Origin of the sequence: Myxococcus sp. NMCA1, assembly GCF_026810205.1 — a bacterium.
Taxonomy (GTDB): Bacteria; Myxococcota; Myxococcia; order Myxococcales; family Myxococcaceae; genus Myxococcus; species Myxococcus xanthus_A.
The window spans coordinates 8667637-8687891 of the sequence record NZ_CP113950.1 but is presented as its reverse complement, the minus strand read 5'-3'; the positions used below and the strand labels follow the sequence as shown (position 1 = coordinate 8687891).

Below are 20255 nucleotides of genomic sequence, written 5' to 3'. Positions count from 1 at the left end.
CCGTCAGATGTACGCGCCGCTGTCGGGCATCTCGTCCTCCGTGGGGACGGTGGCGCCATGGCCGGGGTGGAGGAACACCTCACCATGGTCCACCCGCGCCACCAGGTGGAAGCTCACCATGAAGTCGCGGCTGGGCGGCCAGCCCTGCTCCAGCTCGAAGTGCGTGTCTCCGATATGCACCACCGTGCCGAGCCTCCGCCCGTGCTCGTCCCTCACGGCCATGCCCTCGCGCAGCTCTCCTGGGTCCCACATGACGCCCTCCTTTCGCGAAAGATGCACGCGCCCGGGATGTTCGGCAGCCCACGCAAGGGCGAACACAACCTGGACCGCGGCGCGGGAATAGTGGTGGTTTCGGGAAAGAACTGACCCCGGCCCGGCGTCTCGATGCCTCGCGGCGTGCAACGTGGTTGGTGGGGAGGGGAGATCATGCGCCCGCCGTCTGGCGTTGCACTGTCGCTCGCCGTCCTGCTGTTCGCCCAAGCCGGGCAAGCCCAGACCGCCGCGAAGGAAGCGGCGCCTCCGCCCGCCGACCTGCCACCGGGCGTGTCCGCGGCGCTGTGGAAGCTGTCCATCCCAGCCAGCCTCGCGCCCACGCCGGAGCGGGTGCTGCTGGGTGAGAAGCTCTTCAACGACCAGCGCCTGTCGGTGGACGACACCGTGTCCTGCGCCACCTGCCACGATGCCCGCTTCGGCTTCACGGACGCGAAGCCGGTGTCGGAGGGCGTGAAGGGTCAGAAGGTAACGCGCAACAGCCCCACCATCCTCAACGCGCTCTTCAGCGCCTCCCAGTTCTGGGACGGCCGCGCGTCCACGCTGGAGGACCAGACGAAGCTGCCCATCCTCAACCCGCGGGAGATGGGCATGCCCGACGAGGCGGCGGTGGTGGCCAAGGTGAAGGCCATTCCGGAGTACGTGAGGGATTTCCAGAAGGTCTTCGGCCACGAGGTGAACTTCGACGACCTGGCGACGGCCATCGCCGCTTTCGAGCGCACGCTGTACTCCGGCAACGCCCGGTTCGACCGCTTCATCACCGGCGACGCGAAGGCGCTCACCGCCGCGGAGCGCCGGGGCTGGGCGCTCTTCAACGGCAAGGCCCGCTGCAACAGTTGCCACGCGGGCAACGTGGTGTCGCCGCTGTTCAGATTGACGAGCTGGCGCTGGAGACGCGCTTCTCCGAGCTGGGCCGCTTCCTGGTGACTGGGCATCTCCTGTGACATGTGCCACCCGGACGCGTCCAACACGCACCCGGAGACGTATCCGAAGTACCAGGTGCAGCTGGGCCGCGTGGCGCTGCTGCGCGACATGATCAACTGGTGCATCGAGAACCCGGCGCGCGGCAGGCCGCTGGCGGACGGTGACCCACGGATGCGCGCCATGGAGGCGTACATCTACGCCAAGCGGAAGGGCGTGAAGCTGGAGTACGGAAGAAGTAGGCCCGCTCAGCGCCCCAGGCCCGGCACGGCGTCACGTGTCCGCTGGAAGAGCCACCGAGGCTCCCACAGCGGGCGCGTGGCCTGGACCACGTGAGGGTGGCTCAGCAGCACCGTGAGCAGCGCCCCCGCTCCCAGCGCGAGGGCGACGCCCACGGGCCCCTGGAGGAACGCGTACGCGCCCACGTGCTCGGCGGCTCGCACGACGAAGCCGTGCAGGAGGAAGGGCGCCAGACTCCGTCCACCCAGCCTCGTGAGCGCGCTCTCCTGTCGCGGGCTGAGCGTGAAGAGTGCCCATGTCAGCGCCAGTGCACCGCAGAAGAGCGCGGCGCGTGCTGCCATGCCCGTGAGCGCCGTGGCACCGAGCACCCCGTAGCCGCTGCTCCCGTAGAGCCACTGCGGCGCGGGCGCAGGCAGCAAGCCCATGGCCACCGCTCCGACGCAGGCGCCCAGGCCCACGGCCAGGGACGCCGCGAGCACGAAGCGCCAGCCCCGGGTGTATCGAGGGGCCAGCAGCCACTCCCTTCGCGTCAGGTAACCGGCGACGAAGCAGGGCAGGAACACGAACGTCCGCGACAGGCCGAACAGGTAGCCCACCCAGGGGAGCAGGCCCGCGACGAGCGCCAGCGCCACGGCCCACATCAGCGGCCTGGGCAGGCGGAGGAGCAGGGGCAGCATCAGCCGCCAGCACCCGAGGCTCAGCAGGAACCACAGCAGCCAGTACGGCTGCACCAGCCAGTGCGAACTCCAGCCCCGGCCGAGCACCCACGCGTCGAAGGCGACGTACAGCACCTGGAACACGGCCAGCGGCGCGAGCTGCCCCCAGGCGATGGCGCCCAGCGCGCGGGGCCCGCTGTCCGCGCGGGACAGGTGCCCGGAGAGGAACGCGAAGGCGGGGATGTGGAACAGGTACAGGCCGGAGTAGAGCGCCTTCGCGAGCGGCTCTCGGCCGAGCAAAGGCTCGAGCGCATGCCCCATCACCACCAGGGTGATGAGGAGGCCTCGCACGTTCTCGAACAGCGGGATGCGGCCAGTGGTCGTCACAACCTCAGTAGAGAAGCCCATCTCGAGGCTGAACGGGAGGGGGGAGCTCCGTTTCTCCCAGCATCTGCCGCAGGTTGATTTCAATGGTCCGGCAGAGCGCCGTCATGGGCGTGTCGCTGACGTCATCCTCGAAGGACGTTTCGATGTCCCGGCCCGCGGCGTCCAGCCCGATGAAGAGGAACGCGATGACGGCGGTGACCAGGGGGGTGAGCCAGCCCAGGTCCTCCACCACGCCCAGGGGCAGGAGCACCAGGTAGGCCCGTGTCATGGCCAGCAGCAGGCGCCGTGCGCGGCAGGGGCGATGCCGGCGGCACCAGCTCCAGCTCCGTCAACGTCTCACCGGCCCCGCGCTCCGGGCGTGGCAGCAGCGTCAACACCTGTCGGGAGAAGGTGCGCGACCAGTTCACCACGCCGCCCCAGCCCGCTCGTCCGCGCGCGTGTGTCAGGCACGCACGCGGACCGGAGCTGCAAGTGTCCTGGATCGGGCAGAGGCGCCCCCGGCACTACCCGGGGCCCTGGAACCCCTCGGCCCGGAACGTGAGCACCAGCGTGTCCCGGTGGCCGGTGCCTTCCACCGGCTGGATGGGCGTGCTCTCGTGAATCACGCGCGCATCGTCCAGCAGCAGCGCGGACCAGGGCTCCGTCAGCGTGAAGCGCAGGCCATTGGGACCGTGGGCCTCGAAGACGCGCGTCTCACCGCCCTTGATGCCCTCGCGGCCCACGAGCAGTACAGCCACGAAGTCCACGCCGTCCCGGTGCGCGCCCTCGGGTGTGGGCCGGCCGATACCGTCGGTGGTGTCGATGCGGAACTGGTGGGCCTCGACGTGCCAGGGGCGCTCGCCCTTGAGCTGGGAGCAGCACGCGGCGAGGCCTCGAATCAGCCCGGCCCACACCGGCTGGGAAACGATGTCGGGCTGCACGGGCTCGAACCAGCGCTCCAGCCCGCCGTGAAGCGCGTTGTATTCCACCGGCTGCCAGTGCGCGCGGTGAGGCACCTGTGTCACCGAGTCGCCGTCCACGATGAAGCAGGAGTGCCGCCGTGAGCGGTAGCGGCCACCATCCCGGAGGAAGCCGTCCTGCGGCAGCTCGTTCCAGGACGGCCGCAGCGCGTCCAGCGCGGGGGAGTCGATGCCCGCGAGCTCGCAGAGTCCGTCGCGGGTGAGCACGGCGTAGCCACGCCCGTTGAGGGCCATGGGAACTTCGGACGCGGGGGTGACGGGGGGCTGGAAGCTCATGGGCGTTGGACTCAGTGAGGCGGGCCCGCGGAGGCGGGTGGTTCCTGGGGGATGGGAGCTGGAGGCGCACGCTTCAACGCCTCGCGGAAGTCGCTGTCCCGGGCGGGCACGCACACGGTGAAGCCATCCACCACGCCGCAGGTGACGCGGTCGCCCAGGCGCTGGAAGAGCGGCAGCGTGGGGCCTCCTCCCGCCGCGAGGAACCACCGCACTCCGAGCGCCGCGCCCACCCAGGGCCAGAGCCGCTCCCCCTTGTCGCTGGGTCCTGTCGTCACCACCTGCTTCCACTCCTGAGGTCACCACGCGCGGAGCCGGCCGCTCCGGGGACGTACGTGGCGGGACCCATACTCCCTTGCAGGCCATCACCGCCAGCCCCGATGCGATGCACGCACGACGGACGCTCGCGGCCCCGCCAGCACGGCCGCCGTGGCACAGGCGTCATGGTCGGGGGAATGGGAGGCGGCGCGGTCTGTTGGGGGGCCACCTCGGGCATCGGGAGATGAGGACATGAGAAGGGCGTACGTGGCGTCGTTGCTGACCGGGCTGTTGACCTCCTCCGTGGCGACGGCCGAGGCCCCACCCCAGGACCCCTTCCTGTGGCTCGAGGAGGTCCAGGGCGAGAAGGCACTCGAATGGGTTCGCGCGCAGAACGCGCGGACGCTCGCGGTGTTGGAGAAGGACTCGCGCTTCGAGACCTTCCACGCCCAGGCGCTCGAACTGCTCACCTCCACCGACCGCATTCCCTCGCCCGGCTTCCGGGCCGGCGGTGTGGACAACTTCTGGCAGGACCGCGTCAACCCCCGAGGCATCTGGCGGCACACCTCGCTGGACGGCTACGCGAGCGCCCAGACACCGTGGGAGACGGTGCTGGACGTGGACGCGCTGGCGAAGGCCGAGAAGGCCAACTGGATTTGGAAGGGCAGCAACTGCCTGCCTCCCGCGGACCAGCGCTGCCTCGTCTCCCTGTCCAACGGAGGCAAGGACGCCGTCGAGCTGCGCGAGTTCGACGCCGCCGCGAAGCACTTCGTGGAAGGAGGATTCCAGGTCCCGGAGGGCAAGCTGTCCGCGTCCTGGCTGGACTCGGACACGCTGCTGGTGGGGCGCGACTGGGGCGGGGACACGCTCACGGAGTCGGGCTATCCCTTCGTGCTCAAACGCTGGAAGCGCGGCACGCCGCTGACGGAGGCGCAGGAGGCCTTCCGGGGTGAGCGCACCGACGTCTCCGCGTCTCCCTTCCTGTTGCGGGACGCGGACGGCGCGCTGCAGGCGGTGCTGGTCAACCGCGCGGTGACCTTCTTCGAGTCGGAGTACTACCTGCTGGGAGGCGCGGCGCCCGTGCGGCTCCCGTTCCCCCGGAAATCCTCCCTCCAGGCCTTCGTGGACGGGCAGGTCGTCTTCACGATTGAAGAGGACTGGGGCCGCTTCAAGCAGGGCGCGCTGCTGGCGTACCCGCTGGCCGCGCTGAAGACGGACCCGGCGAAGGCGAAGCCCGCGCTGCTCTTCCAGCCGGGAGCGCGTCAAGCCATCGAATCGGTGGCGGCGACGCGGGGCCAGGTGCTGGTGAACCTCTATGAGGACGTGAAGGGCGCGCTGGATGTCTACACGCCGGTGAAGAACCGTTGGAGCCGCAAACGGCTGGCCCTGCCGAAGAACGCCTCGGTCGCCATCACCGCGACGTCGTCATCGCATGACCGCTTCTTCGTGAAGTCCCAGGGCTTCCTCGCGCCGACGTCGCTGTGGCTGGCGGACGCGAAGGCGGGCACGGTGAAGAAGGTGAAGTCGCTGCCCGCGCGCTTCGATGCCTCGAAGCTCCAGGTGGACCAGTACTGGACGAAGTCGAAGGACGGCACCCGGATTCCGTACTTCCTGGTGCGGCCGAAGGCGCGGAAGCTCGACGGCACTCTGCCGACGCTGGTGTATGGCTATGGCGGCTTCCAGGTGTCCAAGCCGCCCGTCTACCTGCCGGAGGAGGGCAAGTTGTGGATGGAGCGCGGCGGGGCCTACGTCGTCGCCAACATCCGGGGCGGAGGCGAGTTCGGTCCGCGCTGGCACCAGGCGGCCCTGCGGGAGCACCGCCAGCGCGCGTTCGACGACTTCGCGGCGGTGATGGAAGACCTGGTGCGGAGGAAGGTCAGCTCCCCGCGCCACCTGGGCATCTACGGCCGCTCCAACGGCGGTGTCCTCACCAGCGTGGCGATGACGCAACGCCCGGACCTGTTCAACGCGGCCGTCATCGAAAGCCCGCTCATCGACATGATGCGCTACCACATGCTGCCAGCGGGCGCGTCGTGGGTGGGGGAGTACGGCAACCCGGAGGTGCCCGGGGACGCGGCGTTCATCTCGAAGTACTCCGCCTACCAGAACCTCCGCGAGGGCGTGCGCTACCCCGCGCCGTACATCACCACGAACACGAAGGATGACCGCGTCCACCCGGGCCACGCGCGGAAGTTCGCGGCGCGCCTGGAGGCCATGGGGCTGCCGTACCTGTATTACGAGAACACCGACGGCGGGCACTCCAACGACGCGGACCCGCTGCTCAACGCGCGCCGGTGGGCACTGCACCACGTCTACTTGTCGCGGCAGTTGATGGACTGAACGGCCGGGGCCGTGCCGGTGTCCGACGCCGGCATGGCCCGGAAGTGCAAGCCCACTCCCTGTCGCGGTGGCGAGCCCTTCCTGCGGAAACTCTTCTCACCGTCATCGACGCGACCAGCGTGCAGCCGGAGGCGCGCAGGCCCCTGGTGGAGCTCGCGCGCGAATTCCACGTGCTGAAGCCGGAGGTGCTGGAGGCAATCGAGTTCGTGCGGCAGCCGCTGTGGAACAACCGCAAGCACGAGCACGGCCCCTTCGACATCATCGGCGACATCCACGGGTGCCGGGAGGAACTGGAGGCGGACTGGCTCAACAACACGCTCTGCGTGGACACGGGCTGCGTGTATGGCGGCAAGCTGACGGCGCTGCGTTATCCGGAGCGGGAGCTCGTCTCGGTGCCCGCGGCGCGGGCCTACGCGGAGTCCATCCGGCCGCTGGGCGGTGCTGTCACGCCAGGGGGCGGGCTGAGCGCGCAGCAGGTTCATGACGACCTGCTGGATATCGACGACGTGCGGGGCAAGCGCGTGGTGACGACGCGGCTGAGCCAGAACGTGACGGTGCGCGAGGAGAACGCCACGGCGGCGCTGGAAGCGATGAGCCGGTTCGCCATCGACCCGAAGTGGCTCATCTACCTGCCTCCGACGATGTCGCCCTCGGAGACGAGCAAGGCCCAGGGCTATCTCGAGCACCCGGCGGAGGCGTTCGCCTACTACGGCAAGGAAGGGGTGGCGAAGGTCGTGTGCGAGGAGAAGCACATGGGCTCGCGCGCGGTGGTCGTGGTCGCCCGCGACGAGGCGGCCGCCCTCCGGCGCTTCGGCGTCACGACGGGCGAGCTGGGCGTCTGCTACACGTGCACGGGTCGCCGCTTCTTCTTGGACACAGGGCTCGAAGCGGCGTTCCTCGCGCGGGTGCGAGCGGCGCTCACCGCGTCGGGTTTCTGGGAGGCGCACCAGACGGACTGGGCGTGCCTCGATGGGGAGCTGATGCCCTGGTCCTTCAAGGCCCAGGAGTTGCTGCGAGACCAATACGCGTCGGTAGGAGCGGCTTCATGCGCGGCGCTCACAGACGTGGTGTCGGTGCTGGAGCAGGCGGTGGGGCGCGGGCTGGAAGCAGGGGAGTTGGCCACACGCTTCGGCGAGAAGGCACGCAGCGTGGAGCGGTACGTGGCGGCATACCGGCGCTACTGCTGGCCCGTGCATTCGCTGGAGGACGTGCGGTTCGCGCCCTTCCATCTGCTGGCGACGGAAGGGGTGGCGCACATGGACAAGGACCATGTGTGGCACATGGAGACGCTCGCCCGGGTGTGCCAGGCGGATGCGACGTTGCTGGTGGCGACACCGTTCCGCGTGGTGGAACTGGAGGATGAAGCCGCGGTGGCGGAGGGCGTGCGCTGGTGGGAGGAACTCACGGCGCGAGGAGGGGAGGGCATGGTGGTCAAGCCGCTCGACTTCGCGGTGCGTGGGCGCAAGGGGCTGCTCCAGCCGGCCATCAAGTCACGAGGGCCGGAGTACCTGCGCATCATCTACGGTCCGGAGTACACCGCGCCCGCGAACCTGGAGCGGCTGCGTCAGCGTGGCCTGTCCACGAAGCGCTCCCTGGCGCTGCGTGAGTTCGCGCTCGGAGTCGAAGGACTGGAACGGTTCGCGCGAGGCGAACCCCTGCGCCGCGTGCACGAGTGTGTCTTTGGTGTCCTCGCCCTGGAGAGCGAGCCGGTGGACCCACGGCTTTGATGTAGGCTTCGGGGCGGAAGCGCCAGGCGCCTAGTGGAGGGGTGTGGATGAACTTCTATGACGAGCCGTCCCCATTCCTCTGGTGGGAGTCCAACCTGTGGTGGGTGCTCGCGCTGGCGATGTCCGCTGGGCTGGGCGTGTGGTGCTGGTTGCTGTGGGGCCCACGTCAGCCTGGAGATGTCTTGCGGGTGGCGCCTGCACCCGGCGTTGGCCGTCTCCGGCGGGTGTTGGATGCCGTTGCGTGGGCCGTGATGGCGGCTGCCTTCATGGGCCCCATGGCGTTCGTCATGTCCTGGCTGGTGGCGACCGACTCGCTCGTCCCCCACTGTGAGGTGGCGGGCGGGCGTCCTTCGTTTTCGTTCTTCGTCCGGTTGCCTTGGTTCGGATTGGCTCTGGTGGCGCTCGTGGGCGGCATTGCCTACGCGCGCCGGTCTCAGTCGCCCAGGGATGCGCGTGACGTGCTCCTGGCCCGGCTCCCGCCAGGTGTCTGCAAGGAAGTCTGAGAGGTGCTGTTCCGCGTGCGGGACAAGTCTGCGAGGACTCGAGCGTGACGGCTTCGTGTCGCGCACCGTCACGCCGACCGTGCCGCCGCGCGTGGACTACGCGTTGACGGCGCTGGGCCAGGAACTGATGGAGCCCATCGACATGCTGGCGACCTGGGCCCTGCACCGCCGGGCTGCGGTGCAGCAGGCCCGCGCCGCGTACGACGCTCGCGAGGAGCCTCCTACGCAGCGCGGGCCGCGCTGAAGCCCGTGGCGGTGCGCCCGTCAGGGGCGCTGCTGGGCCAGCATCCAGGCGAACACCTTGGGCTCTTTGTAGACCCGGTCCCAGATGTAGTGATTGCCATCGTGGAAGAGGGTGAAGAGCACGGGCTTCACCGGCCCGGCGCCCGTGGTGTCGGTGTTCGTCTGCCCATCAATCCATTCCCACTGCCCGCTCCCGGGCCGGAAGAACGCCGTCGCTGTACGAGCCGGGGATGGATAGGTATCCATGACGCCACCCGTGCCGCCCATGGCGTGTCCCAGGAGCGTGAACCAGGCGGCGGTCGCGGTGTAGAAGATGTCGTTGTCGAGCAGGCCGTGTGAGCCCCAGATGGGGAGGTTCGCTTGGACCATCTTCAGGGCATCCGCGGCGCTCGAACCGTAGCCTCCGTTGCAGATGGGGATGGCGGCGGCGAGCTTCGAGGGGAAGAGCGATGCGTAGTTGAACGTCCCCGCGCCGCCCATGCTGAGGCCCGTCAGGTAGACGCGCTTCCTGTCTGTCTTGAACGTCGCCAGGATGTGCTCGAAGAAGGGGTCCAGGTTGTATTGGGCTTCGTAGGCGCTCCAGAATCCCGACGTGCTCGTCTGCGGAGAGACCAGGATGAAGGGATAGTCCTTCCCCTCCTGATCGATGTACGCCTGAGGCCCGTGCGCACGAACCTTCTTGAGCTGGTTGACGCCTCCATCTCCCTGCTCGCCCATCCCGTGGAGGAAGAAGACGACGGGCCAGTTCGAGCCTTCTTCGTAACCGGGAGGCAGGTACACGACATAGCCGTAACCGCCCGGCGTCGAGGGTGACTTGTAGACCTCCTGCGTGGTGCCACGGCCCGTGGGCGCGGGTGTCACCTGGACCTTCATTCTGTCGCTGGCGGTAGCGCCGTCGTCGTCCGTCACCGTCAGCTCGAACTCGTAGAGCCCCTGCACCAGCCCGGACGCCGTCGCGGAGAGCGTCGTGGCGCCCGTCAGGGTCGCGGTATTGGGACCGGACACCTGGGTCCACTGCCGCGCCACGACTGTTCCGTCGCTGTCCGTCGCGGTGCCCGTGAGGGTCGTGGCATTCGTGGGCAGCATCACCGTCTGGTCCGCTCCGGCGGAGACCGTGGGCGGAAGGTTGGCGGGCGGCTCGCCCGTCACGGGGGCGCCGTAGATGACGACTTCGTTCATGCCCGCATAGCGGGTCCTCGAAAGGTGGATGTACCGCGTGCGCTGGGTGACGGGCACGACCCACCACTCTTGCCACCGGGTCAGGGTGATGTTCGTCACTGGCGTCCAGGCACCCGGCTCGCCGGCCGCGAAGGAGACGCTGCCGCTGTCGAAGGTGTCGAAGACGCCAATCTCCGTGATGTCATACAGCGCGCCCAGGTCGATGATGAGACCCATGGGGTACGCGGAATGGTCGAAGATGACGTCACCCCAGGTCGTGACGGGCGCGGCGCCCGTTCCCGCGCGAGGGTCTCCAATGAGTGCCTGCTCATCGAAGAGGTTCTGGTACGGACCCGCGACGGGACGAACGCCGTCGGGCTGCACCATGGACGCGGTGAGGGTCAGCTTGCTGCTCGTGAGGAGCGGCGCCGTCGCGGTGGCGTCGCCGGAAGGGTCCACGGCTTCGGGACTGCCACACCCGGCAATCATTGCGAGCGCGAAGAGTGCCTTTTTGATGCGGTCATGAATATGCATGAAAAATCCAATGGTGGCTGTGAGTGAGATCCGTTGGCTGGAGCAATGGTAGTGCAAGTGCTGAAATCTTGGAATACTCGTATATCTATGTTTTAAGTGCGTGGACCTGGCTCCGCACATTGAGGGGGACTCATCCCCGCAGGGCCGGGAGGCATGGCGGCACCATCACCCGCCCCATGCGGGCAAGGGGGGGAGGCAGCCCCGGCGTGCGCTGGTGCCTGGCGAAGGCGCTCGCCAGTATTCCCAATCGCATGCGAACGAACCTCGTGGGTGCCGCGCTTTTCTTGTGGGCTGGTTGTGATGCCTCTCCGTTGGCCCCTGGGCCCGACGACACGCCGTCCCCGCACCAGGTGACGCGTGTGGAGGCCGTCCGGGGCGTCGAGCTGGAGGTGCTCGACTATGGCGGCCAGGGCCCGGCGCTCATGTTCCTCGCGGGCATGGGCAGCACGGCCCACATCTTCGACGAGCTGGCGCTCGAGTTCCGGGACACGCACCACGTCTATGCGCTCACCCGCCGTGGCTACGGCGCCTCGGATTGGCCCGACACCGGCTATGACACCGCCACGCTGGCCACGGACGTCCTGGGGGCGCTGGACAAGCTGGGGCTGTCGAAGGCGTCGTTCGCGGGCCACTCCCTGGCGGGGGACGAGCTGACGTGGCTGGCGCTCCACCACCCCGAGCGCGTGGAGGCACTCGTCTACCTGGACGCCACCGACAGCCGGGGCGAGATTGCCGCGTTCCTGGAGGGCGAGCCGTTGCCGCCGCTGCCGTTCTCCGTGCTCGACGGCCTTCCTTCACGGCAGGCGGTGGCGGAGCGGCTGGCGCAAGATTTGGGCGGAGGGCTTCCCGCGCACGAAGTCGAACAGGCGTATGCGTTCGACGCCGCGACAGGGGCCTACCTGCGCGAGCGCCGCCATCCTGGTGCCACGGAGCAATCCGTCCGGGGCGCGGCCATCATGGACCTCGGGCGCGTGCAGGGGCCCGTGTTGTCCCTGTCGGATGGGCAGGGCTTCACGGGTTGGGTAGAAGCCCTGGTGGCCGCCGAGTCGCTGCCGCTGGAGTTCCGGGAGAAGGCCCGCGGCTTCCTGCCCGACATCCAGCAGCATGAGACGGACCTGGAGGCCGCGCTGCGGCGTCATCCTGGCTGGAGACACCTGCAACTGGAAGGCGCGGGGCACTACATCTGGCTGACGAACCGGGCGGAGGTCGTGACGCGGATGCGCGACTTCTTCGCCGTCACCGCCGCGCCGTAGCACGCCCCCCGCCAACCTGTCTGTCCGAGCCACATGCCCGGACAGAAAGTCGCGGAGAACGGCTCAGCTCCGCTGCGCGTAGTACTCCACGATGAAGGGCTCGTTCACGTCCACGGGGATTTCCTCCCGCTCCGGCAGGCGCACGTAGCGCAGCCCTTCGCCCTCACCCAGCACCTGGACGTAGGCGGGCACGGACCGCGACTTCATCCGGCTGAAGGACTCCTGCACCACGGCGAGCTTCAGGTTCGCCGCGTGGAAGCGGACTTCGCTGCCAGGCTTGACGCGGAAGCTCGGGATGTCCGCCCGCTTGCCGTCCACATGAAGGTAGCCGTGGCGCACGAACTGCCGGGCCTGGCGGATGCTGGTGGCCAGACCGGCGCGAAGCACCAGTGCGTCCAACCGGCTCTCCAGCAGCTGCAGCAGCACCGTGCCGGTGTTGCCCGGCGCCTGGCGCGCTTCCTGGAAGGCCGCGCGGCACTGCTTCTCCATCAGGCCGTAGTACAGCTTCAGCTTCTGCTTCTCCCGCAGACGGCGCGCGAAGTCGCTCACGCTGGTTCGCGCGGTGGCACCGTGCTGGCCAGGGGGATAGGGCCGGCGCAGCACCGGGTCCTTGTCCGGGTCCTTCGCGGTGATGCGCGAAAGTGGAATCCCCAGCCGACGACACATCTTTCCCCGCGGTCCCAAGTCGCGTGCCACGTGTTCCTCCGACCATCTCCCGGTGCCTGAAATGGAGATGAAGTTGATAATCAGTATCAATTTCAATACCTTCAGTTCGGGCCGGCGGTCAAGTCCGGAATTCGAGGTGGGGAGGCGGGCGCGGGCTGGACGGCTCCGCTCAGGTGCCGCGCGGCGCCGTCTCTCGTCGGAAGATGGCGCCTGCGAGCACCGCGACGACGGTGACGCCGGCGTAGGCCACCAGTCCGGCGGCCACCATGGCGAACAACGCGGGGAGCCCCGCATCGAGCCGCGCGGCGACGAACCACCCGACGCCCGCGCTGATGACCAGGCGCGAGGTGCCCGCCAGGAAGGGCCACAGCACGCGGCCCGCGCCCTGTGCGGCGAACGCGAGCACGAAGCCCAGGCCCAGCAGTCCGTAGAACGGCGCCACGATGCGCAGGTAGTCCAGGCCCGGCGCCACGACAGCTGGCTCGCGGCTGAAGGCATGGAGCCAGACTTCGGGCGCCAGCGCCGCGGCCAGTCCAATGACTCCCGCGGCCACGAAGCCCAGCCCGCCGCCCAACCAGGCGATGCGCTGGGCGCGCTCGTGCTGTCCCGCACCCACGTTGGTGCCCACCAGCGTCAGCACGGCAGTGCCCAAGCCGAAGAGAATCGGGATGATGAGGTAGTCCAGGCGTGACGCCATACCGTAGCCGGCCAGCGCCTCCACGCCGAACAGGCCCACGGCGCCGGTGATGACCATCACCATCAGGTTGGGCTGAAGCGAACTCAACGCCGTCAGCAGGCCCACGCGCAGGATGTCGCGGAGGAGTCGTGGCTCCAGCGGCCCCTTCGTGAGGCGGACCGCCGCGCGTCCGGACGCCATGTATCGCAGCAGCCAGAGCGCCGCGCCCACGTAGAACAACGTCATCGCGAGCCCAGCGCCCGCCAGCCCCAGGGCGGGCACCGGGCCGAAGCCGAAGATGACCCCTGGCGTCACGACGAGGAAGACGGCGGCGCCCACCAGCGTCACCAGCGCCGGGACGCGCACTTCGCCCGCGCCGCGCAGCGCCGCCGCGAGCAGGTTCACCAGCCAGAAGGGAATCGAGCCGGCGAACACGTAGTTCGAATACTGGAGCGCGGCGTCCAACGCGCCCGCCCGTCCACCCAGCGCCGTGTACAGCGCGGGGCCGGTCATCCAGGCGAGGACGCTGAAGACAAGGCCAATCGCCAACGCCAGCACCACGGCATGCCAGACCAGGGCATTCGCATCGTCCCGCCGGTTCGCGCCCAGGGCTCGCGCCACCGCGGAGGCCACGCCGCTGCCAATGCCTCCGTTGGACATCATCGTCATCAACATCACGACGGGAAAGACGAGGGAGACGCCCGCCAGCGCCTCCGTGCCCAGGAAGCTCGCGTACCAGTTCTCCGCCACGCCCACCAACGACTGGGCAATCAGGACCAGCGTGGTGGGCACGGCGAGCTGGAGCAGGGGCTTCAGGAGCGGGCCCCGCAGCATCGCGTCTTGAAGGGATGCGCGCCCGGGGAGCGTGGAAGGTGTGGACCCGGGCGCTGCATCCTGCACTGGGGTTGCGTCGCTGCTGGCTGCGTCACCCATGGGACGTCACCTCACGCGCTCAGCGCACCAGGATAGCCACCGGAGGACAAGCCTTGTTTGGCCATACGGCTCACGTCATCGGCGAGCACTTCCTCCTCGCCGGCTTCCAGCGCAGCCCGCGTGAGACTCACCACGTCTGTAGGATTCGCCTTCGAGCGGCTGCCCCACGGGGTGGGGCGGGGCTCACGGTTGGATGGCCACCTTGAAGACGCCGTCGCGGCGCTCGCCGAAGAGGGCGTAGGCCTCCTGGATGTCCGCGAGCTTGAAGCGATGAGTGATGAGCGGCGACAGGTCGACGCGCTTGTGGTGCACCAGGTCCATGAGGCGGCGCATGCGCTCCTTGCCTCCCGGGCACAGGGTGGTGACGATGCGGTAGTCCCCCAGGCCGGCGGAGAACGCGTCGTAGGGCAACTGGAGCTTGCCCGAGTACACACCCAGGCTGGACAGCGTGCCCGCGGGCCGCAGGCAGCGCAGCGCGCTCTCGAAAGTCTGCTGGGTGCCCAACGCCTCGATGGCCACGTCGGCGCCGCCGCCCGTGAGCCGTTTCACTTCGGCCACGACGTCCTGCTGACGGTGGTCGAGCACCACGTCCACGCCCATCCTCCGCGCCATCTTCAGCCGCGCCTCATCGCCGTCCACGCCGACCACGAGCGAGGCGCCCATCAACCGCGCACCAATGGAGGCGCACAGGCCGATGGGCCCCTGCGCGAAGACGACCACGGCATCGCCGATGCGCACGCCGCCTGCCTCCGCGCCGCTGAAGCCCGTGGAGGCGATGTCCGACAGGAGGATGACCTGTTCGTCCGTGAGCCCATCTGGGATGGGCGCGAGGTTGGCCTGCGCGGAGGGAATGCGGATGTACTCGGCCTGGGCGCCATCCTGGGTGTTGCCCATGCGCCAGCCTCCCAGGGCCTCCCAGCCCGCGCCGTGGCCGCACTGCGAGAGGTGACCGGACAGGCAGGCCCTGCATTGGCCACACGGGGTGATGGCGCCCACGAGGACGCGCTGCCCCGGGTGGTAGTCCGTCACGCCGGGACCAAGCTCCTCGATGACACCCACGGGCTCGTGACCGATGACGAGCCCCAGGCGCACCGGGTACTCGCCACGGACGATGTGCAGGTCCGTGCCGCAGACAGTGGTCATCGTCATCCGGATGACCGCCTCGCCGGCTCCCGCGCGGGGACGCTCCACCTCTTCGATGCCGAAGCGGTTCACAGCCTGAAAGACATTGGCTCGCATGCTCTCCCCCGGTGGTTCGTGGGTGTCCACTCGTGAAGTCTCGGCACGGTGCCGGAAGGCGTCATCCGCGCGGGCGTGGAGATGCGGCGGTGGGGTTCATGCCGAGCGCATGCTCGGGCGCATGTGACTGTAACGGCGGCTCGGGCCCGCGCGCTCCGGGCCCGGATGGATGTCATCACCTCGTACCGGCCGCATCGTCCTCGTGAGTCGCGCCCGCTTCACGCGGGGATGAGGACCTCGTGCGCGAGCGCCGGTGCGCAGCGTCCGCGCAGTCAGGCGTTTGCTTCAGGGGGCGGTACCATGAACGTCTCACCGGACACGGAGAAGCCACGGCAAGCCGAGCATCCGGAGGTGGCCGCCGCGCCTCGTCTGCTCTGGTTCAGCGAGCTGTCCCGCGAGGACGTCGCGCTGGCGGGGGGCAAGGGCGCGAACCTGGGCGAGATGACGCGGGCGGGGCTGCCTGTTCCGCCGGGCTTCGTCATCACCGCCGCCGCCTTCCAGGAGGCCATGGAGCCGGTACGTGCCCGGCTGAGCCGCCTCTGGGCGCAGGTGGACCCGGATGACCCTTCGTCACTGACCCAGGTCACGCAGCAGCTCCGTGAGCACGTGCGGAGCGTGCCCGTCCCAGCGCGGCTGCGCGCCGCCATCCTGGAGGCGTATCAGCAACTGGGCGCGGACCGGGCCGTGGCGGTGCGCTCCTCGGCGACCTCCGAGGATTCGGTGGCGACGTCCTTCGCGGGCATGCACGAATCCTTCACCCATGTGATTGGCGAGGACGCCCTGATGGACGCGCTGCGGGCATGCTGGGCTTCGGCCTACGGCGAGCGCGTGGTGGCCTACCGCAAGGCGGAAGGGCTCACCGAGGAACCCGCCATCGCCGTGGTGGTGCAGGCCATGGTGGATGCGGCTCGCGCGGGCGTCATGTTCACCGCGGACCCCTCTACGGGAGACACCGGCCGCATCGTCATCGAGGCCGCCTGGGGGCTGGGTGAGGTCGTGGTGGGCGGGCAGGTGGAGCCGGATACGTATTGCGTCACCAAGAAGGAGCCTCGCGTGCGCGAGGTCCGGGTGGGCGACAAGAATGTCCGCCTGGTGCGCGATGCCGAAGGACACACGCTGCGCGAGACACTGAGTCCGGAACAGGCCCACGAGCGCGTGCTGAGCGACGTGGCGGTGCTGGAGCTGGCGCGGTTGGGAATGCGGGTGGAGCAGCACTACGGTGCGCCGCAGGACATCGAGTGGGCGGAGGAGCGCGGCCGGTTGTTCCTGGTGCAGACGCGTCCAATTACCACGTTGGGAAAGCCCGCCGCGCCACCGTCGGAGGAAGGCCACGCGGGCAAGGCGCTGGTGCGGGGACTGGGTGCGTCGCCCGGTGTGGCGGCCGGCCGCGTGCGGGTGCTGGCGTCACCGGCGGAGGGACGGCAGCTCCAGCCGGGCGAGGTGCTGGTGGCGGAGATGACGTCGCCGGACTGGGTCCCCACCATGCGGCGGGCCGCCGCCATTGTCACGGACCGGGGCGGCATGACGTGCCACGCCGCCATCGTCAGCCGGGAGCTGCGCAAACCCTGCGTGGTGGGCACACGCACCGCCACGCGCACGCTGCGAGACGGCGAGGCGGTGACGGTGGATGGCTCGACAGGAGAAGTCCGCGAGGGACAGGAGGCGCCACGTCCACGGGCGGTGGAGGCGACTGCCACCGCATCCACGGTCGGAACGGCCCCGGTGCTGGCCACGCGCCTCTACGTCAACCTGGCCCTGCCCGCGCAGGCTCGCGAGGCCGCGGCGCTTCCGGTGGATGGTGTGGGCCTGCTGCGCGCCGAGTTCATGCTCACGGAGGCCCTGGGCGGTGTGCATCCACGCAAGCTGATCGCGGAGGGCCGGAGCGGCGAGTTCGTGGAGCGCATGTCGGCGGCCCTGCTCCAGACGACGCGGGCCTTCCATCCGCGCCCCGTGGTGTACCGGACGACGGACTTCCGGACGAACGAGTTCCGCGGACTGGAAGGCGGCGTTGAGTTCGAGCCCGAGGAGTCCAACCCGATGATTGGCTTCCGGGGCGCCTACCGGTACCTGCGCGAGCCCGACGTGTTCAACCTGGAGCTGGAAGTGCTCGCGCGGGTCCGCGAGCAGACGCCCAATCTCCAGGTGATGCTGCCCTTCGTGCGCACGCTCTGGGAGCTGGAGGCGTGTCTGGAGCTCATCGCCCGCAGCCCGCTGGGGCGGCAGCGGGGCTTGAGGAAGTGGGTGATGGCGGAGGTGCCTTCCATCGTCTACCGCCTCCACGATTATGCGAAGTGTGGGATTGATGGCGTGTCCATCGGCTCGAATGATTTGACGCAGCTCATGCTGGGCGTGGACCGGGATTCCGAGTCGTGCGCCGAGCTGTTCGACGAAGCGGACGCCGCGGTGCTCGCCGCCATTGGCGACATCATTCGCGGGTGCGAGGAAGCGGGCCTGACGTCCTCCCTGTGTGGACAGGCGCCGTCGAACCGGCCGGACTTCGCGGAGCACCTGGTACGCGCGGGGATTACGTCCATCTCCGTGGACCCGGCGGCGGTGCTCGCGACGCAGCGGGTGATTGCGGCCGCGGAGCAGCGGCTGCTGCTGGCCGCCTCGAAGCGGGCGACGCTCCAGGGCTGTTAGGTCCGGCCGGGGTGGGGCACTCCGTGCCGGAGGTGGTGCTTGTTCCGGAGCAGGTAGGGGAGCAGCGCCAGCGTGCGCAGCAGCAGATAGACGGCCAGGAAGGGCGCCAGCCTCAAGTCCTGGTAGCTGGCCGTCGCGACGGCGAGCGCGATGGAGGGATTGCCGAAGACAGCCGCGAGCGCGAGCGCGGTCCTGTCTTCAGGCCGGGGCCCTCCCGCCACGTGGCCCAGTAGCGCGGAGCCCAGGGTCATCACCAGCATGCCCAGCACCATCCATCCGCCCACGTCGCGCAGCCTCGGGCCGCTGATGAACAACAGGAGAAGGATGGCGACGACGAACACGGCCTTGAAGAGCCACAGCATGGGACGCAGCAGTCGCCTGGCCAGCATTGGCCGCCAGGCGCGCAGTGCCCAGCCCACCGCGAGCGGCACGAGGAAGGGCAGCATGACCCGCTTGAGGAGCTGGACGGTGGTTGGGGCTTTGAACACGGCGGGGAAGAACTCGCTGAGCAGCCGCAGGGAGAGCGGCAGGCACACGATGGCCGCAAGGGACAGGGTGAGGGACAGCGCCACCGTGAGGCTCAAGTCGCCACGCTGCCGGTAGGCCGCGACGGCAACGTTGGGCACACCAGGGCTGACGGCCATCAACAGGAGGATGCCGGCGGCGATGGGAGGCAGGGGCAGGAGGTTCACCACGAGCAGGGCGAGCAGCGGGACTCCCAACAGGATGAGGGGAAGGCCTCGCGCGTAGGCAGGCAGCCGCATGGCGTGCTTCACGGCGCTCTCGTCGACGGCGAGCCCGAGGACGAACCCCATGAGCACGACGAGGTGCTGGACCGCGAACTCGACTCCGTGCCGCACGTTCAGCGCGGCGGTCACCCCGACGTCCATGGATGGAGGATGCGCACGGCGCGTCTCTGCGGGTATGCCAAGGCGGCCAGCCGTGCGCGCGTTCCTCGATGTGGTCGCGGCGTCAAGAGGGCGGGTCTCACCCCTGGGGGGGATGGCCGCCAAGGCCCCCGCGCCTTGAAATCACCTTCGCGCCCGGACGCCTCGCATGCCCGGGCAGGGGGACGTGCCATGGACGCGAACCATCTGCTGGAGTTGGTCAAACGCTATCAGGACAACAAGGCGTTCATCTCCAACGAGGAGACCGCGAAGATCGCGCTGGTCGTCCCGTTCATCCGGAGCCTCGGCTACGACCCGAGCGTTCCTCGGGAGGTCCGCCTGGAATACACAGCGGACTTCGTCCAGGGAGACGGCAAGAAACTGCCGGACCGCATGGACTTCGCCATCTTCGACCAGACGGGCACCAAGCCGCTCATCGTCATCGAAACCAAGCCCTTGGGCACCGACCTCAAGTCCCGCGCGCAGCAACTGGCGCGCTACCTGGCGCAGTTGCCGGAGCTCCACTTCGGCATCATCACCGACGGGTGCCACTACCTCTTCTTCGGGGACCTGGAGAACCCCAACGTCATGGACCCGGAGCCCTTCTTCACGTTCTCCCTGGAGGACACGAAGTCGGACTGGGTGAAGGTGGCCAAGTTCCTGTCCAAGTTCAGCCGTGAAGCCTTCAACGCGACGACGCTGATTACGGACGCGGAGAACAGCCGCTACCGGCAGGGGATGATCGACAAGCTCGCGTCCGCCCTGAAAGCGCCCGGTGAGCACGAGGCCTTCCTCAAGTGGCTCACGGAGGACATCTACAAGGGCAAGCGGACCACCGCGGTGATGGAGCGGCTCGCGGACGTCGCGAAGGAAGCCATCGAGCCGACGCTGCTGCGGGTCATGGGCGACGACTTCCTGAACAAGCTCAAGGAGCGAATCCAGCGGCTCAACGAGGGCGCGGAGCCCGCGGCGGCGCAGGAGGGCGCCAACGTGGTGAAGCCGGATTCGGCCAAGCCCTTCGAGGCGGATGGCCGAGCCGCGCCTGACGAGAAGAGCCGCGCCGCCGTGGAGACCACCGAGACGGAGCTGGAGTTCTTCGGCGTGGTGCGGGACATCTGCGTCAAGAACGGCCACGTCGCCGAGGACATCCTCTACCGGGACACGGCGTCCTACTTCAACGTGTCCTTCAAGCGGCCCACGAAGTGGTTCGCCCGGTTCTTCGGCAATGGCAAGCGCAAGAGCATCGTCACCTGGGTGCCGGTGGACGAGGCCCGCGCCATTGCCGCGGGCTTCGAGGTGGAGGCGGCGCCCGCGGGATTGGGCACCAGCCGTGTCTTCATCGAATCGGTGCCCCAGGTCTGGGCGTTGAAGGCGCTGATGACCCGGAGCCTGGAGTTGTCCAAGACGGTGCGTGACGAGCCACCGTCTCCAGACGCCGCCACACAGGAGGACGGGAAGCCCGCCCTCAAGGTCATCACGGGCTGACGCTCCG

At 69.0% G+C, this 20255-nt stretch carries 19 protein-coding genes; 9 read left to right on the top strand and 10 right to left on the bottom strand.

Annotated features, from left to right (window positions below):
• Positions 1 to 3 precede the first annotated feature (3 nt).
• Entirely contained in the window at positions 4 to 252 is a 249-nt protein-coding gene (locus tag OZ403_RS35980) for a hypothetical protein (RefSeq protein ID WP_020477966.1), read from the bottom strand.
• 174 nt (positions 253 to 426) lie between these two features.
• Here OZ403_RS35980 and OZ403_RS35975 point away from each other — a divergent pair, with 174 nt between their 5' ends.
• Complete coding sequence (locus tag OZ403_RS35975; protein ID WP_268782876.1) at positions 427 to 1197, top strand: cytochrome-c peroxidase; 771 nt, start codon at positions 427 to 429, stop codon at positions 1195 to 1197.
• An 18-nt stretch (positions 1198 to 1215) separates the two neighbouring features.
• The gene (locus tag OZ403_RS35970) at positions 1216 to 1527 is read left to right on the top strand and encodes a c-type cytochrome (RefSeq protein WP_328285483.1); all 312 of its coding nucleotides are present in this window, start codon (positions 1216 to 1218) and stop codon (positions 1525 to 1527) included.
• Here OZ403_RS35970 and OZ403_RS35965 read toward each other — a convergent pair.
• The 4 genes from OZ403_RS35965 to OZ403_RS35950 all read right to left on the bottom strand — a co-directional run bounded on the left by OZ403_RS35965 (position 1440) and on the right by OZ403_RS35950 (position 3984).
• Positions 1440 to 2474: an acyltransferase family protein gene (locus OZ403_RS35965; protein ID WP_140795710.1), complete on the bottom strand. Its 1035-nt coding sequence runs from the start codon at positions 2472 to 2474 to the stop codon at positions 1440 to 1442. The two genes, OZ403_RS35970 and OZ403_RS35965, sit on opposite strands and share 88 nt — an antisense overlap.
• A 4-nt stretch (positions 2475 to 2478) precedes the next feature.
• The gene (locus tag OZ403_RS35960) at positions 2479 to 2742 is read right to left on the bottom strand and encodes a bestrophin family ion channel (protein WP_268782875.1); all 264 of its coding nucleotides are present in this window, start codon (positions 2740 to 2742) and stop codon (positions 2479 to 2481) included.
• Positions 2743 to 2977: 235 nt separating this feature from the next.
• Positions 2978 to 3709 (bottom strand): 2OG-Fe dioxygenase family protein, encoded by a 732-nt coding sequence (locus OZ403_RS35955; protein WP_140795709.1) that lies wholly within the window; start codon positions 3707 to 3709, stop codon positions 2978 to 2980.
• A gap of 11 nt (positions 3710 to 3720) precedes the next feature.
• Positions 3721 to 3984: a hypothetical protein gene (locus tag OZ403_RS35950; protein WP_268782874.1), complete on the bottom strand. Its 264-nt coding sequence runs from the start codon at positions 3982 to 3984 to the stop codon at positions 3721 to 3723.
• Positions 3985 to 4216: 232 nt separating this feature from the next.
• Between OZ403_RS35950 and OZ403_RS35945 the strand changes: the two genes are divergently transcribed.
• Genes OZ403_RS35945 through OZ403_RS35930 form a run of 4 tightly spaced genes read left to right on the top strand, consistent with a single transcriptional unit; the run spans position 4217 to position 8778 of the window.
• Complete coding sequence (locus tag OZ403_RS35945) at positions 4217 to 6304, top strand: prolyl oligopeptidase family serine peptidase (protein ID WP_268782873.1); 2088 nt, start codon at positions 4217 to 4219, stop codon at positions 6302 to 6304.
• A gap of 44 nt (positions 6305 to 6348) precedes the next feature.
• The gene (locus OZ403_RS35940) at positions 6349 to 8031 is read left to right on the top strand and encodes a polynucleotide kinase-phosphatase (protein ID WP_268782872.1); all 1683 of its coding nucleotides are present in this window, start codon (positions 6349 to 6351) and stop codon (positions 8029 to 8031) included.
• A 47-nt stretch (positions 8032 to 8078) separates the two neighbouring features.
• Complete coding sequence (locus OZ403_RS35935) at positions 8079 to 8534, top strand: hypothetical protein (RefSeq protein ID WP_268782871.1); 456 nt, start codon at positions 8079 to 8081, stop codon at positions 8532 to 8534.
• A gap of 55 nt (positions 8535 to 8589) precedes the next feature.
• Positions 8590 to 8778, top strand: a complete 189-nt coding sequence (locus OZ403_RS35930) for a winged helix-turn-helix transcriptional regulator (protein WP_268782870.1) — start codon at positions 8590 to 8592, stop codon at positions 8776 to 8778.
• Positions 8779 to 8798: 20 nt separating this feature from the next.
• Here OZ403_RS35930 and OZ403_RS35925 read toward each other — a convergent pair whose 3' ends face one another.
• A complete protein-coding gene (locus OZ403_RS35925; protein WP_140795703.1) occupies positions 8799 to 10469 on the bottom strand; it encodes a PKD domain-containing protein in 1671 nt (556 codons plus the stop codon).
• A gap of 251 nt (positions 10470 to 10720) precedes the next feature.
• On the opposite strand from OZ403_RS35925, the gene OZ403_RS35920 reads away from it, so the two are divergent.
• Positions 10721 to 11722, top strand: coding sequence for an alpha/beta fold hydrolase (locus tag OZ403_RS35920; RefSeq protein ID WP_268782869.1), 1002 nt, complete (start codon positions 10721 to 10723; stop codon positions 11720 to 11722).
• A 63-nt stretch (positions 11723 to 11785) separates the two neighbouring features.
• Here the strand turns inward: OZ403_RS35920 and rpsD are convergent, their stop codons facing one another.
• The 3 genes from rpsD to OZ403_RS35905 all read right to left on the bottom strand — a co-directional run bounded on the left by rpsD (position 11786) and on the right by OZ403_RS35905 (position 15236).
• A complete protein-coding gene (gene rpsD, locus OZ403_RS35915) occupies positions 11786 to 12418 on the bottom strand; it encodes a 30S ribosomal protein S4 (RefSeq protein ID WP_268782868.1) in 633 nt (210 codons plus the stop codon).
• Positions 12419 to 12557: 139 nt separating this feature from the next.
• The gene (locus tag OZ403_RS35910; RefSeq protein WP_268782867.1) at positions 12558 to 13997 is read right to left on the bottom strand and encodes an MATE family efflux transporter; all 1440 of its coding nucleotides are present in this window, start codon (positions 13995 to 13997) and stop codon (positions 12558 to 12560) included.
• 183 nt (positions 13998 to 14180) lie between these two features.
• Positions 14181 to 15236 (bottom strand): NAD(P)-dependent alcohol dehydrogenase, encoded by a 1056-nt coding sequence (locus OZ403_RS35905; protein WP_268782866.1) that lies wholly within the window; start codon positions 15234 to 15236, stop codon positions 14181 to 14183.
• A gap of 300 nt (positions 15237 to 15536) precedes the next feature.
• Between OZ403_RS35905 and ppsA the strand changes: the two genes are divergently transcribed.
• Entirely contained in the window at positions 15537 to 17876 is a 2340-nt protein-coding gene (gene ppsA, locus OZ403_RS35900) for a phosphoenolpyruvate synthase (protein ID WP_268782865.1), read from the top strand.
• On the opposite strand, the gene OZ403_RS35895 is transcribed toward ppsA, so the two are convergent.
• Positions 17873 to 18754, bottom strand: a complete 882-nt coding sequence (locus tag OZ403_RS35895; protein WP_268782864.1) for a symporter — start codon at positions 18752 to 18754, stop codon at positions 17873 to 17875. The two genes, ppsA and OZ403_RS35895, sit on opposite strands and share 4 nt — an antisense overlap.
• Before the next feature lie 201 nt (positions 18755 to 18955).
• Here OZ403_RS35895 and OZ403_RS35890 point away from each other — a divergent pair, with 201 nt between their 5' ends.
• Positions 18956 to 20248 carry a type I restriction enzyme HsdR N-terminal domain-containing protein gene (locus OZ403_RS35890; protein WP_268782863.1) on the top strand — a complete coding sequence of 431 codons (1293 nt, stop codon included), beginning with the start codon at positions 18956 to 18958 and terminating at the stop codon, positions 20246 to 20248.
• Positions 20249 to 20255: the final 7 nt, after the last annotated feature.

Excerpts from the sequence above, each read along its gene's own strand:
- OZ403_RS35935 (WP_268782871.1), top strand. The coding sequence starts at position 8,079 with ATGAACTTCTATGACGAGCCGTCCCCATTCCTCTGGTGGGAGTCCAAC.
- OZ403_RS35925 (WP_140795703.1), bottom strand. The coding sequence starts at position 10,469 with ATGCATATTCATGACCGCATCAAAAAGGCACTCTTCGCGCTCGCAATG.
- OZ403_RS35960 (WP_268782875.1), bottom strand. The coding sequence starts at position 2,742 with ATGACACGGGCCTACCTGGTGCTCCTGCCCCTGGGCGTGGTGGAGGAC.
- OZ403_RS35945 (WP_268782873.1), top strand. The coding sequence starts at position 4,217 with ATGAGAAGGGCGTACGTGGCGTCGTTGCTGACCGGGCTGTTGACCTCC.
- OZ403_RS35975 (WP_268782876.1), top strand. The coding sequence starts at position 427 with ATGCGCCCGCCGTCTGGCGTTGCACTGTCGCTCGCCGTCCTGCTGTTC.
- OZ403_RS35980 (WP_020477966.1), bottom strand. The coding sequence starts at position 252 with ATGTGGGACCCAGGAGAGCTGCGCGAGGGCATGGCCGTGAGGGACGAG.
- ppsA (WP_268782865.1), top strand. The coding sequence starts at position 15,537 with ATGAACGTCTCACCGGACACGGAGAAGCCACGGCAAGCCGAGCATCCG.
- OZ403_RS35920 (WP_268782869.1), top strand. The coding sequence starts at position 10,721 with ATGCGAACGAACCTCGTGGGTGCCGCGCTTTTCTTGTGGGCTGGTTGT.
- OZ403_RS35890 (WP_268782863.1), top strand. The coding sequence starts at position 18,956 with ATGGACGCGAACCATCTGCTGGAGTTGGTCAAACGCTATCAGGACAAC.
- OZ403_RS35905 (WP_268782866.1), bottom strand. The coding sequence starts at position 15,236 with ATGCGAGCCAATGTCTTTCAGGCTGTGAACCGCTTCGGCATCGAAGAG.
- OZ403_RS35910 (WP_268782867.1), bottom strand. The coding sequence starts at position 13,997 with ATGGGTGACGCAGCCAGCAGCGACGCAACCCCAGTGCAGGATGCAGCG.
- OZ403_RS35955 (WP_140795709.1), bottom strand. The coding sequence starts at position 3,709 with ATGAGCTTCCAGCCCCCCGTCACCCCCGCGTCCGAAGTTCCCATGGCC.
- OZ403_RS35970 (WP_328285483.1), top strand. The coding sequence starts at position 1,216 with ATGTGCCACCCGGACGCGTCCAACACGCACCCGGAGACGTATCCGAAG.